Raw genomic sequence first — 12,789 nt, forward strand, 5'->3', positions numbered from 1 at the left:
GAGACCCTGCGGATGAAACGATCAAAATGCGCAGCGGCAAGCCGATACCCTCATCGGGTGCGGGCGGGCGGCAACGGCTTGTATTTGGCGCAATAGACTTTCGCCTTGCTGCGGAAGTAGACGATTTTACTGCCAGGCACGGAACCACGGACAGGAAAGGCGGAATTGTCGAGTTTATTGAAGCGCAGGCCCGAGACGCCGCGGATGGCCGGCTCCAGCTTTTCCGGTGTCGAGTCCGCCACCACGCCCATGAAGACGAGGGGACTGGTGTCGTCGCTGACGATCACGTCGGTAATCGGCGCGCCCCACAAGGTGGCGTCCGTGCGGAACCAGTAGGCGCCCCCTTCATGCTTGTAGGCGGGGCCGAAGGCCGTCAGCAGATACGCATAGAAGGCTTTGTTGTCGATCTGGTCGATGCACAGCACGGCATTGCCCACCACTTGCCCGAACGTGGACGGCGGCGGCTTTTGCTGCGCCAGCACGCCGGACACGGGCACGCCGCAGGCCAGCAGGGCGAACGCCGCCAGCAAGGCCGGCGCACGCCACGGGCGCATCGATGAACGGCGCACGCGCATGGTCAGCGCTTGCGCTCTTCTTTCTTGACCTTCTTGGCTTCCTTCTTTTCCTTCATGGTCTTGGCCGGTTCCTTCTTGGCTTCTTTCTTGCTGTCCTGTGCCTTGCTCATCATCTACTCCATGCCTGGGCGGAAATGCCTGGGCCATTATGACACTCCCCCATGAAAATGCCACGTCATTTCCCCCATGCAATAGATCCCGCCCGGCAAGCACGGGCAGCGCATGCGCTTATTTGCAAAAAGACGTTTGCATTTTTATTTTATTATGTTTTAATACACGAACTTTATAAATAGATATCATTCCGGTGCGGCGTGACCAGCACGGAAACAAGCATACAAACTGGGGACAGGACATGGCCGGCATACGGCACGACCATGTGTAATCGATTTACAGCCCTCGGCGGAAACAGACAATATGATGAGAACAATGATCTTGCTGGGCGCGGCCTTGACGCTCTGGGCCGCTGGCAACACGCAGGCGGCAGAGACGCCGCCGGTTCAGATGGCCGCCTACCAGGCGCCCCCCCCCACCCTGGCCACGCGCCTGGCCAGTTTCCATTCGCCGGACGCCAGCCTGCGCGTCCCCGCGTCGCATGAACCGGGAACGCATTCGCTGCTGCTGGTCACCATCGTGCTGCTGAGCCTGCGCATGCGCGCCAGCAGCACCACCAGCAGCGAAAAATTCAGCACCTGACGTGAAAACGGCCGCGCAAGGCGGCCGTTCCAGTCACGCGTCAGCGCACAATCAGTGCAGGCACAGACGGCGGCGCGTCTTTTCGATCAGCGCCGCATCGTAGGGATACAGGTTCTCGATAAAGAACAATTCCGTTTCCGCTTCATCTTCCAGGCACATTTCGATCATGACCGGGCCATCGCTTTCGCGGCCCAGGAAATCCTTCGGCCAGCGGTTCTTGCGGTGCGTGCGCATCATTTCCATGCCCAGCGCGGCCAGCGGCGCCGACACGCCAGCGGCCAGCGCCTCTTGCTGCCAGTCGTCCCAGTACTCGCTCTTTGCTGCCTTGTCGTTCATCATGCTCTTCCAACTCAGGTGTAAAAGGCGGACTTTACTCTTCATGGCGTCCCTTGCCAAGCATGCATACAAGCAATACCGCGCGCCCAACAACAGACCAGTTGCAAAAAATTGGCATTAAACAAGGCCAATTTCAATACCATTCGGCATCCACAAAAAATCCTTTATTAACAGATACTTGCAATCAATCCCTCGGGCATGGCGCGACGCCGCGCAACGCAATTATTAATACCACTTAAATACCTGTTGACAAGCCCTCGGGGCGACAATATAGTGCCTTCAGCTTTTTCGCCGCCCGACAAATAAAAGAACCGAGACAGGCGCACTCAACCAAACGCGGGACTGCACAACATGATCGAATACATAATCGGCGTCGACGGCGGGGGAAGCGGTACCCGCGTACGCCTGGCGCGCCTCGACGGCCAGGAGCTGGCACAGGGACAAAGCGGCCCCTCCGGCCTGGGACTGGGCATCGAACGGGCCTGGACCTCCGTGGCGCATGCCGTCACCGTGGCCTTCCGCACGGCCGGCCTGGAACAGCCGTCGTTGCAGCGCATGGCCATCGGCCTGGGCCTGGCCGGCGTGCACAACAAGCAGTGGGCCGTCAGCTTCGTCGAACACAATCCAGGCTATGCCTTTGTGGTGCTGGAATCGGATGCCCTGACCACCCTGCTGGGCGCGCATGCGGGCCAGCCGGGCGCCATCGTTGCCATCGGCACCGGCAGCGTGGGCGAAGTGCTGCACGCGGACGGCAGCCGCCACGAAGTGGGCGGCTGGGGCTTCCCCTCCGGCGACGAGGCGGGCGGCGCCTGGATCGGCATGCGCGCCATCAACCACGCGCAGCAAGTGGTCGACGGCCGCGTGCCCGGCAGCGCCTTCGCCACGGCCGTCATCGACGCCTGCGGCGGCCAGCGCGACGCCATGCAAGTGTGGCTGGCCGCCGCCAGCCAGACCAATTTCGCGCAACTGGCACGGCTGGTGCTTGAACACGCGGCCAGCAATGCCGTGGCGCGCACCATCCTGGTCGACGCAGGCCGGCAGATCGCGCTGATCGCCAAGGCGCTCGACCCGGCCGGCGCCTTGCCCGTAGCCCTGTGCGGCGGCCTGGCGGCGCCCTTGTCCGACTACCTGCCGGCGGAACTGTTGCAACTGGTCGTGCCGGCACAGGGCGACTCGGCCGCAGGCGGTCTGCGCCTGATACGCAAGCACTTGCAGGAGCAATGACCATGCTGGCCAAACTGTCCACCTTCAAACCCAATCCGGCCAGCGACACGCCGCTCTACATGCAGCTGGCGAACATGCTGTCGGACGGCATCGCCAGCGGAGACTGGCGCGCCAACCAGGCCTTGCCTTCCGAGCGCGTGCTGTCGGATATCCTGGAAATCTCGCGCGTCACGGCGCGCAAGGCCATCGACATGCTGTGCGACCGGGGCATGCTGACGCGCAAGCGCGGCTCGGGCACCTACATCACGCCCAAGCTGGAACAGCCGCTGTCGCGCCTGACGAGCTTTTCGGAAGAATTGCGCCAGCGGGGCTTTACGGCCGGCTCGCGCTGGCTGCAGCGCGACATCGGCTCGGCCGCGCCGCTGGAACTGCTGTCGCTGGGACTGTCGCCGCACATGCCGGTGGCGCGCTTGCGCCGCCTGCGCACGGCCGATGAAGTGGTGATGGCGATCGAAACGACCACCATCCCCGCCCTGTACATGCCGGACCCGCAGCAGGTGACCGATTCGCTGTACGGCTACCTGGAGTCGCGCGGCACCATCCCGATGCGCGCGCTGCAGCATATCCGCGCCGTCAACGCGACGGCGGAACAGGCCAAGCTGGCCAATATCAAGACGGGTGAAGCCATGCTGCACATCACCCGTGTCAGTTATCTCGACAACGGCGCAGCGGTGGAACTGACCCACTCGTATTGCCGCAGTGATTATTATGAATTCGTAGCGGAGTCGCGCAGATGAGCAGCACTATCAAAGGCAATATCCTTACCCCCGGCGGCTGGATCCACGGCGCCATCGCCTTCGGCGAGCGCGTCGACAGCATCGAGGGCAACTCCCTCCACCCGTCGAACAACAGCGACGACTATATTCTGCCCGGCTTTATCGACCTGCACGTGCATGGCGGCGCCGGCAAGGACATCATGGAAGGCGGCGAAGCCGTCTACACCATCGCGGCCATCCACGCGCGCCACGGCACCACCAGCCTGCTGGCCACCACCATGACGGCGCCGCCGGAAGATATCGACATGGCCCTGACGGCCATCGGCATCGCCGCCAACCACCGCCGCCCGAACACGGCGCGCGTGCTGGGCGCCCACCTGGAAGGCCCGTACATCAATTCCGGCAAGCTCGGTGCGCAGCCGAACTTCGCGCGCGCCGCCACCCTGGCTGAAATCGAACGCCTGCAAACCTTGGCCAAGCTGCGCGTCATCACCGTGGCGCCGGAAATCGCCGGCCACCTGGACCTGGTGCGCGCCCTGGCCGACGCCGGCGTGCGCGTGCAGATCGGCCACACGCTCGGTTCGTACGAAGACGGCGTGGCCGCGCTGGAACACGGCGCCATGGGCTTCACGCATCTGTTCAACGCCATGAGCGGCCTGCACCACCGCGAGCCGGGCATGGTCGGCGCCGCCCTTGCGCACGCCGAATACGCGGAACTGATTCCCGACCTGCTGCACGTGCATCCAGGCGCCATCAAGGTAGCCCTGCGCGCCATCCCGCGCCTGTACTGCGTCACCGATTCGACCGCCGCCACCGGCATGCCGGACGGCGAATACATGCTGGGCCGCCACGCCGTGCAGAAATGCATGGGCGGCGTGCGCCTGCCCGACGGCACCTTGGCGGGCAGCACCCTGACCCTGGACCAGGCGCTGCGCAACCTGGTGGGACTGGGACTGGACCTGGCCGACGCGTCCAAGCGCGTGTCGACCAACGCCGCCGATTACCTGGGCCTGGAAGAACGCGGCCGGCTGGCCCCCGGCACTTACGCCGATCTGGTGGTACTCGATCGCGATCTCAAACTCAAAGCTGTGTATATAGAAGGAGAAATCTGTGACCTCAATGATGCTTAAAGAAGCCATTTCCGCCGCCGAATGCGTCGCCCTGCAACTGGCCAGCGACACGGAACGCTACGCGGAACTGGGCCGCAAATTGAGGAGCACCTCGTTCTCGACCGCGCTGACCATCGCGCGCGGCAGCTCGGACCACGCCTGCAACTACGTCGCCTACCTGATCATGGCGCGCCTGGGCCGCGTCGTCGCATCGTTGCCGATGTCGCTGGTCACCCTGAACAAGTCGCCGCTGGTGACGCGCGACACCTTGGCCATCTCGATCTCGCAATCAGGCCAGAGCCCGGACGTGGTCGAGCCGATCCGCTACTTCCGCGACGGCGGCGCCACCACCGTGGCCCTCGTCAACGACATCGATTCGCCGCTGGCGCACGCCGCCGAATGGGCCATGCCCCTGCGCGCCGGCAAGGAACAGAGCGTCGCCGCCACCAAGAGTTTTATTACCAGCCTGGTCGCCGGCGCGCGCATGGTGGCACAGTGGCAGAACGACCCCGAGCTGCTGGGCGGCCTGGAAGCGCTGCCCGAGGCGCTGCTCGAAGCGACCCGCGTCGACTGGTCGCCGGCGATCGACGTGCTGGCCCCGGCCCGCAACATCATGGTTGTCGGACGCGGCATCAGCTTCCCCGTGGCGCTGGAATCGGCCCTGAAATTCAAGGAAACCTCGGCCCTGCAGGCGGAAGCGTTCAGCGGCGCCGAAATCAAGCACGGCCCGATGGCCCTGATCGAAGACGGCTACCCGCTGCTGATTTTCGCCACGCGCGGCCCTACCCAGGCCGGCCTGCTGCAACTGGCAACAGAGATGCGCGGCCGCGGCGCCAAGGTCTTGCTGGCGGCGCCCGCCGACGTGGCCGAGCGCGACCTGACCCTGCCCGTGGCGGCCACGCCGGATCTCGATCCGATCGTCGCCATCCAGTCCTTCTACGTGATGGCGGCAAAACTGTCGGCCGCGCGCGGCATGGATCCGGATGCGCCGCGTCACTTGAGCAAGGTCACCAAGACCAACTAGGCACTACCCGGCAGCTACGCCCCCGGCACGGGGTGCGGCTGCCGTCAGAAGCACCCGAATATAAGCGACGGCAAGGGCATGTACCCGCGCCGCGGACTCATGGACATTGGAGCGCCACGCTCCAGGATAAAAATGACGATCAAGAGACTGTTGGCGGTTGTTGCCTGCGCGGGCCTGCTCGCGCCGCAGGCATGGGCTGCCGAGAAAATCGAATTCTGGACCTTCAGCATGAAGCCCAAGTTCACGCCGTATTTCAATGCGGTGGTGGCGCGCTATGAGGCGCAGAATCCCGGCGTCAAGATCGAATGGGTCGACTTCCCGTGGGACATCATCCAGACCAAGCTGGTCACGCGCATCGTGGCCGGCACGCCGCCCGCGCTGGTCAGCCTGAACGTGCCCTGGGCCGACGAATTTGCGCGCGACGGCTTGCTCACACCCGTCGATGGCCTGATCGGGGAAGCGCGCGCCAGCTACATTCCCAGCGCCCTGGACGACTTGCGCTTCAAGGGCCGCACCTATGGTTTTCCCATGTACAGCAATGTCGCGGTGATCGCCTTCAATACCGCCATCTTCAAGCAGGCGGGCCTCACGCGCGGCCCCGCCAGCCTCGATGAACAGCTGGCGTACGCGCGCCAGATCGCGCAACGCACGGGCAAGGCCGGCATCGCCCCGGCCCTGTCCAAGATCGACGGCCTGTTCATGCAGCAGGGCCTGTCCGTCATCACCGACAACCGCGCCGTCTTCAATTCGCCGCAGCACGTGGCGCTGGTGCAGAAACTGGCCGACACCTACAAGGTCGGCGGCCTGCTGAAGGAAAGCTTGTTCGCCGAAGACAATTTCCCGGCCGTGATCGACGCCTACAAGGGCGGCCGCCTGGGTATGCTGCTGGCACCGCCGACGGCCATGCAGCGCATCCGCGGCGATGCGAAAGACATCTACGCCATCACCGACGTGGCTCCCGCGCCGCTGGGCCCCACCGGCATCGCCGACGGCGGCTGGCTCGTGCACTTCGCCATTCCGAAAGGCGTGCCGGCACGCCAGCTGCCGTCGGTCGGCAAGTTCGCGCGCTTCCTGACAAACGACGAGAACCAGCTGGCCTTCGCGCGCCAGGCCAGCGTCTTTCCCACCACGGTGAAAGCGGCGGCCGATCCGTTCTTCCTCGCCACGCCAGCAAACGCGGGCGCGGCTGAAAAAGCGGTGGCCGCCGGCGCCCTGTCGATGGGCCACTCGCGCACCCTGTACGTGGCCGGCATCGACGACTACGACGAGTTGCGCCGCTCGCTCGTGAAAGCCGTCGAAGCCGGGGTCACGGGCAAGCAGGATGTGAAGCAGGCATTGGACCAGGCCGTCGCCATCTGGAACCGCAAGCTGGCCACCCTGCCGCGCCACTAAGGACACCATGAAACTCGCCCACCGCCACACCGTGCAAGCCTGGCTGTTCCTGACTCCCGCCCTGCTGCTGCTGGCCGCCTTTTCCTTCTGGCCCGTCGGCTACGGCTCCGTGCTGGCGTTTACCGACTACAGCCTGATACGCGAGACGCGCTTCGTCGGCTTCGACAACTTCCGCTACATCTTCAACAACGAGATGTTCGTCTCGGGCCTGAAAAACTCGCTGATGTTTTTGCTGATGGTGCCCTTCGTGCAGGTGGGCGCCATCGTGCTGGCCGTGCTGGTGAACAACCGCCTGCCCGGCATCCGTTTGTTCCGCGCCGCCTTCTACGTGCCCGTGGTGACCACCGTTTCCGTGGTCGGCATCATGTGGGGCTTCATGTTCCATGAACAGGGCGCGCTCAACTACGTGATGATGACGTTAAAGCTCGTGAACGCGCCCGTGGGCTGGCTGACGAACGACAGCCTGGCCCTGTTTGCCGTCATGTTCGTCACCCTGTGGCGCGGCCTGGGCTGGTACATGGTGATGTATCTGGCGGCCCTGCAATCGATACCGTCGGACATGCAGGAAGCGGCCATGCTCGATGGCGCCAACCGCTGGCAGCGCTTCTGGAAGATCACCGTGCCGATGCTGCGCCCCACCATCATGCTGTGTTCCATCCTGTCCGTGCTGGCGGCCCTGAAGGCGTACCAGGAAGTCGACGTGCTGACCCAGGGCGGGCCGATGAATTCCACCTTCACGGCGCTGTACTACGCGTATGACCAAGGCCTCAAACACTTAAAACTGCCGCGCGCGCTGGCGGCCAGCTTCGTCGTCTCGCTGTTCTGCATAGCCATCGCCCTGCTGTGCCTGCGCTATCTGAAACCGAAGCACCGCTAACCGGGAATGACCATGACAAACCGCTCCCGCCCCCTGAAAACCCGCCTGCAGCTCATTGGCCAATACACGGGCCACTACGCCGTGCTGTGCGCGATCGCCGTCGTCTGCGTCTTCCCGTTCTGGTGGACCCTGGTGACGGCCATTTCCACGGAAGGCAATATCTTCGCCTTCCCGCCCACCTTCTGGCCGAAGGCGCCGTCATTCGACAACTTCATCGAGGTGTTCAAGGCGATCCCGATCTGGTCGTTCTTCAAGAACTCCGTGCTGATCGCCGTATTCACCGTGTTCTGGAAACTGCTGCTGTGTTCATTGGCCGCGTATCCGCTGGCGCGCCTGAAATTCCGCGGCCGCAAACTCGTGTTCGGCCTGATCCTGGCTACCCTGGTGCTGCCGTCCGAGGTCAACTTCCTCGTCAACTTCATCACCATCACGCAAATGAGCCTGGTCGATACCTACACGGGCGTGATCCTGCCCAACGTGGTGACGGCCGTGGCCATCTTGCTGCTCAAGCAGGCGTTCGAGGAAGTGCCGCAAGACCTGATCGACGCGGCGCGTGTCGATGGCGCGTCCGAGTGGGTCATCTTCAGCCGCATCATGCTGCCCCTGATCACGCCATGGCTGGCCACCGTCGGCATCCTGACAGCCGTAGAATCGTGGAATGAATACATCTGGCCGTCCATCGTCATGAGCAAGCCGGATGAATTTCCCCTGTCGGTGGGCGTGCTGTACTTGCGCGGCACCTTCGGCAGCAGCACGCGCGTGATCGCGGCCGGCACCCTGATCACCATCGTGCCGACCCTGCTCGCCTTCCTGTTTACCCAACGCTTCTTCATGCGCGGCATGGACGGCGCAGTCAAATGAAAACGTCTCTCGATAAGGAAGCCTCCATGCACGACCAGCGCATCAGCATCAGCAAGAAAGTCCGCAGCCCGATTTCCTGGGTGCCCACCTTGTACTTCGCCCAGGGCTTGCCGTTCTACGCCGTGGCCCTGGTGGCAGGCCTGATGTTCAAGAGCATGGGCGTGCCGAACGACCAGATCGCCCGCTGGACGGGCCTGATCGGCTTTGCCTGGGTCTTCAAGTCGCTGTGGAGCCCCTTCATGGAGCTGGCCTCGAGCAAGAAGACCATGGTGGTGCTGTTCCAGTTCCTTGGCGGCCTGAGCCTGGGCCTGATCGCGCTGGCCCTGCAAACGCCGCTGTGGTTCGCCGCCTGCATCGCCGTGCTGTTCGTCGCCGCGCTGGCCTCGTCCACGCACGACATCGTCTGCGATGGCCTGTATATCGCCAGCCTGTCGGACAAGCAGCAGGCCGCCTACGCGGGCTGGCAAGGCGCCTTTTTCAATGCGGGCAAATTCATCTCGCTGGGCGGCCTGGTGATCCTGGCTGGCTACCTGGAGAAAAAAATCGGCGTCAAGCCCGCTTGGTCGGTGATCTTCCTGATCATCGGCGCCATGATGCTGTCGCTGGCCGCCTATCACCTGTGGGCACTGCCGCAGGTGCGCAACGCGGCCGTGGCCGACAAGAGCGTGGTGGGCATCAGCCGCACCTTGTGGGACGTGCTGGTGGACTTCCTGAAAAAGCCCGGCATCTGGGGCATGATCGCCTTCATCATCCTGTTCCGCGCGGGCGAGGCGCAAGTGCAGACCATCGGCCCGCTGTTTCTGCGCGAAGCGCGCGAGCTTGGAGGGCTGGGCCTGTCGACGACGGAAGTGGGCGCCGTGTACGGCACGGCCGGCACCGTCGCCTTTTTGCTGGGCAGCATCGGCGGCGGCTACTTCACGTCGTGGCTGGGCCTGAAACGCGCCATGTTCTTCCTCATCCTGGCCATGAACTTGCCGAACCTGGTGTTCTATTACCTGAGCCACAGCATGCCGACCGACCTGACCCTGATCACGGCCGCGCTCAGCGTGGAGATGTTCGGCTATGGCTTCGGCTTCGTCGGCCTGATCCTGTTCATGATGCAGGTCGTCTCGGTCGGCAAGTACCAGACGGCCCACTATGCGTTCGCCACCGGCGTGATGCAGCTGGGTTCCGTGCTGTTCAAGATGATCAGTGGCGACATCCAGACGGCGCTCGGCTACAAGACTTTCTTCCTGTGGGTGCTGGTGTCGGCCGTGCCCGTATTGATCCTGTCGCGCTTCATGCGCATCGGCCCGAAGGATACCTCCGACCCATCTGACGCCGGCGCCACGTCCGCGCCGGCCAGCGCAAGCTAGGATAGAAGCACTTCATGGCACATATCGCATTGAAAAATATCGTCAAGCTGTACGACGACAAGCATCCCGTCATCCACGGCATCGACCTCGATATCCGCGACGGCGAATTCGTCGTCTTCGTGGGACCGTCCGGCTGTGGCAAATCGACGCTGCTGCGCATGATCGCAGGGCTGGAAGACATCACGGATGGCGAACTGCATATCGGCGGCCGGCTGGCCAACGATATCGCGCCGGCCGAGCGGGGCCTGGCCATGGTCTTCCAGAGCTACGCCCTGTACCCGCACATGACGGTGTACGAGAACATGGCCTTCGCCCTCTCCCTGGCCGGACATAAAAAGGCCGAGGTGCGCACCGCCGTCGAGCGCGCGGCCGAGATCCTGCAGATCACGCCGCTGTTGAAACGCAAGCCGAAAGACCTGTCTGGCGGCCAGCGCCAGCGCGTGGCCATCGGCCGCGCCATCGTGCGCAAACCCAAGGTTTTTCTCTTCGACGAACCGCTGTCGAACCTCGATGCATCGTTGCGCGTGCAGATGCGCGTGGAAATCTCGCGCCTGCACCAGGAACTGAAGACAACCATGATCTACGTCACGCACGACCAGGTCGAGGCCATGACCCTGGGCGAGCGCATCGTCGTCTTCAACGGCGGGCGCATCGAGCAGGTGGGCAGTCCGCACGAGCTGTATAACAATCCCGGCAACCTGTTCGTGGCCGGCTTCCTCGGCGCGCCGAAGATGAACTTCATCGCTTGCGAGGCCGTCGCCTGCGGCCCCGGTTCCGTGGCTGTGCGCCTGCCCGGCGGCGCCGTCATCGACGTCGAAGCACAGGGCGATCGCGTGGCGCCGGGCGACCAGCTGACCCTGGGCGTGCGCGCCGAGCATGTCAGCCTGCGGCACGGTGCCAATACGGACAACAACGTCGTCGACGCGGCCGTCAGCCATGTCGAATACCTGGGCGACGTGGCCATCGTTTACGCCAGCATGCCGGGCGCAAACGAGATGCTGGCGGTCAAGCTGCCGGCCGAGGATGGCTTGCGCCACGCGGGCGACGCCATGCGCCTGCATCTGCCGCCCCAGCGCTGCCTGCTGTTCGATGCAAATGGGCAAGCCCTGGCGCGCACGTTTGCCGCACCCGCTCAGCCGTTTATGTGACAATAGCCGCTTTGTATCATGCCGCTTCTGTTTGACTTATGCAGGCAGACTGGCAGAATGTGTTTTTTTCGAGCTTCCTTGCCCCTCTGGCAATGCCACTGCACGATGTTGCGGCTGCCAGCGCCGGTGCGTATTTTTGTTATTGATTGAAGGATTGACCATGTCCCAATTCCGTCTTGCACGCCTTAGCCTGCTCCTGGCCGCCATCGGCCTCAATGTCCTGCCATCCCTGTCGCACGCGCAGGATGCCAAGCCAGCCGCCGCCGCTGCTGCCGCTCCGGCCGATTCGGTACGTCCTGAAGTGTTCAAGCTGCTCGATCCGGTTGCCGTGAAGGCATCGATGGATGCGAAAAACTACGCCGACGTGCAAAGCCGCATCGACCAGGCTGCCGCCATCCCGGCCCTGACGCCGTATGAAACGTTCGTGCTGAACCGCCTGCGCGTGGCGCTGGCCTCGACCACCAACAATGCGCCTATGGCCATGACGGCACTGGAAGCAGTCATCGAATCGGGCAAGCTGGACAAGAAAGCCCAAGGCGACTTCATCCAGGCACTGGCCAACTACCACTACAATGCCAAAGATTACCCGAACGCCATCAAGTGGTTCACCCGTTACCAAACGGAAACGGGCGACGCGACCACCATGCGTCCCTACATCATCCGCGCCTACTACTTCAGCAATGATTTCGCACGCGCGAAACAGGAATTGATGGCCGACCTGACGGCCAAGCAGCAAGCGGGCAAGACGCCGACCATCGAAGAACTGCAATTGCTGGCCAACACGGGTTCGAAAAGCAAGGATCCAGCCACCTACCTGGTCGCCATGGAAAACCTGGTGCGCTACTACCCGTCCGATGACTACTGGAGCGATCTGCTGAGCCGCACGCAAGGCAAGGCCGGCTATTCCGACCGCTTCGCGCTCGACGTGCTGCGCCTGCAATTCAAGGCCGTGGGCACGATGCCGCCGCAAGATTACAGCGACATGGCTGAAATCGCCTTGCAGAACGCCTTCCCAACGGAAGCGAAAAAAGTCCTCGACGCGGGCTTTGCCAAAGGCGTGCTGGGCACGGGCGCGAATGCCGCCAAGCACAAGAAACTGCGCGACCAGGCCAACAAGGCTGCCGCCGATGATGCAAAAAGCATCGCCAGCGGCGAAGCGTCGGCCATGAAGAGCAAGGATGGCACGGGCTTGATCAACCTCGGTTACGCCTTCGTCACGATGGACCAGTTCGACAAAGGTATCGACCTGATCGAGAAAGGCATCGCCAAGGGCGGCCTGAAGCGTCCAGAAGATGCCAAGCTGCGCCTCGGTTATTCCTACGCCATGGCCGGCAAGAAAGACGACGCCATCAAGGTCCTGGAAACGGTCAAGGGCGGCGACGGCGTGGGCGATCTGGCCCGCTACTGGATCCTGTGGCTGAACCGTCCTGCCACGGCAGCGGCGGCACCGGCAGCAGCGGCACAGTAATTCCCGCTCCC

Annotated in this window: 13 protein-coding genes; 11 read left to right on the top strand and 2 right to left on the bottom strand. The window is 63.5% G+C overall.

Annotation, left to right across the window (positions count from 1 at the left end; translation table 11 throughout):
- Positions 1 to 50 precede the first annotated feature (50 nt).
- Positions 51 to 575 (bottom strand): hypothetical protein, encoded by a 525-nt coding sequence (locus AC54AG_RS12865; RefSeq protein WP_070303680.1) that lies wholly within the window; start codon positions 573 to 575, stop codon positions 51 to 53.
- 414 nt (positions 576 to 989) lie between these two features.
- Here AC54AG_RS12865 and AC54AG_RS12870 point away from each other — a divergent pair, with 414 nt between their 5' ends.
- Entirely contained in the window at positions 990 to 1,268 is a 279-nt protein-coding gene (locus tag AC54AG_RS12870; protein ID WP_496630563.1) for a hypothetical protein, read from the top strand.
- A 51-nt stretch (positions 1,269 to 1,319) separates the two neighbouring features.
- Here the strand turns inward: AC54AG_RS12870 and AC54AG_RS12875 are convergent, their stop codons facing one another.
- The gene (locus tag AC54AG_RS12875) at positions 1,320 to 1,607 is read right to left on the bottom strand and encodes a hypothetical protein (RefSeq protein ID WP_034759823.1); all 288 of its coding nucleotides are present in this window, start codon (positions 1,605 to 1,607) and stop codon (positions 1,320 to 1,322) included.
- Positions 1,608 to 1,955: 348 nt separating this feature from the next.
- Between AC54AG_RS12875 and AC54AG_RS12880 the strand changes: the two genes are divergently transcribed.
- The 10 genes from AC54AG_RS12880 (at position 1,956) to AC54AG_RS12925 (ending at position 12,778) form a co-directional block, all read left to right on the top strand.
- Positions 1,956 to 2,828, top strand: coding sequence for a glucosamine kinase nucleotide-binding domain-containing protein (locus AC54AG_RS12880; RefSeq protein ID WP_496630564.1), 873 nt, complete (start codon positions 1,956 to 1,958; stop codon positions 2,826 to 2,828).
- 2 nt (positions 2,829 to 2,830) lie between these two features.
- On the top strand, positions 2,831 to 3,565 hold the full coding sequence (locus AC54AG_RS12885) for a GntR family transcriptional regulator (RefSeq protein ID WP_046685618.1): 735 nt from the start codon (positions 2,831 to 2,833) through the stop codon (positions 3,563 to 3,565).
- Positions 3,562 to 4,674 (top strand): N-acetylglucosamine-6-phosphate deacetylase, encoded by a 1,113-nt coding sequence (nagA, locus tag AC54AG_RS12890; protein WP_034759829.1) that lies wholly within the window; start codon positions 3,562 to 3,564, stop codon positions 4,672 to 4,674. The genes AC54AG_RS12885 and nagA overlap by 4 nt, the downstream gene beginning before the upstream one ends.
- Entirely contained in the window at positions 4,664 to 5,677 is a 1,014-nt protein-coding gene (locus tag AC54AG_RS12895; protein WP_034759831.1) for an SIS domain-containing protein, read from the top strand. Before nagA ends, AC54AG_RS12895 begins: the two co-directional genes overlap by 11 nt.
- Positions 5,678 to 5,809: 132 nt before the next feature.
- Complete coding sequence (locus AC54AG_RS12900; RefSeq protein ID WP_331777485.1) at positions 5,810 to 7,069, top strand: ABC transporter substrate-binding protein; 1,260 nt, start codon at positions 5,810 to 5,812, stop codon at positions 7,067 to 7,069.
- A gap of 7 nt (positions 7,070 to 7,076) precedes the next feature.
- Positions 7,077 to 7,946 carry a carbohydrate ABC transporter permease gene (locus AC54AG_RS12905; RefSeq protein WP_072454376.1) on the top strand — a complete coding sequence of 290 codons (870 nt, stop codon included), beginning with the start codon at positions 7,077 to 7,079 and terminating at the stop codon, positions 7,944 to 7,946.
- A 12-nt stretch (positions 7,947 to 7,958) separates the two neighbouring features.
- Positions 7,959 to 8,807, top strand: coding sequence for a carbohydrate ABC transporter permease (locus AC54AG_RS12910; protein WP_070303701.1), 849 nt, complete (start codon positions 7,959 to 7,961; stop codon positions 8,805 to 8,807).
- A 26-nt stretch (positions 8,808 to 8,833) separates the two neighbouring features.
- The gene (locus AC54AG_RS12915; protein WP_496630566.1) at positions 8,834 to 10,162 is read left to right on the top strand and encodes an MFS transporter; all 1,329 of its coding nucleotides are present in this window, start codon (positions 8,834 to 8,836) and stop codon (positions 10,160 to 10,162) included.
- Between the two features lie 14 nt (positions 10,163 to 10,176).
- Positions 10,177 to 11,310 carry an ABC transporter ATP-binding protein gene (locus tag AC54AG_RS12920; RefSeq protein WP_496630567.1) on the top strand — a complete coding sequence of 378 codons (1,134 nt, stop codon included), beginning with the start codon at positions 10,177 to 10,179 and terminating at the stop codon, positions 11,308 to 11,310.
- A 160-nt stretch (positions 11,311 to 11,470) separates the two neighbouring features.
- Positions 11,471 to 12,778, top strand: a complete 1,308-nt coding sequence (locus tag AC54AG_RS12925) for a tetratricopeptide repeat protein (protein WP_070303687.1) — start codon at positions 11,471 to 11,473, stop codon at positions 12,776 to 12,778.
- The last annotated feature ends 11 nt before the right edge of the window (positions 12,779 to 12,789 follow it).

It is taken from the genome of Janthinobacterium sp. BCJ23, from assembly GCF_059617945.1.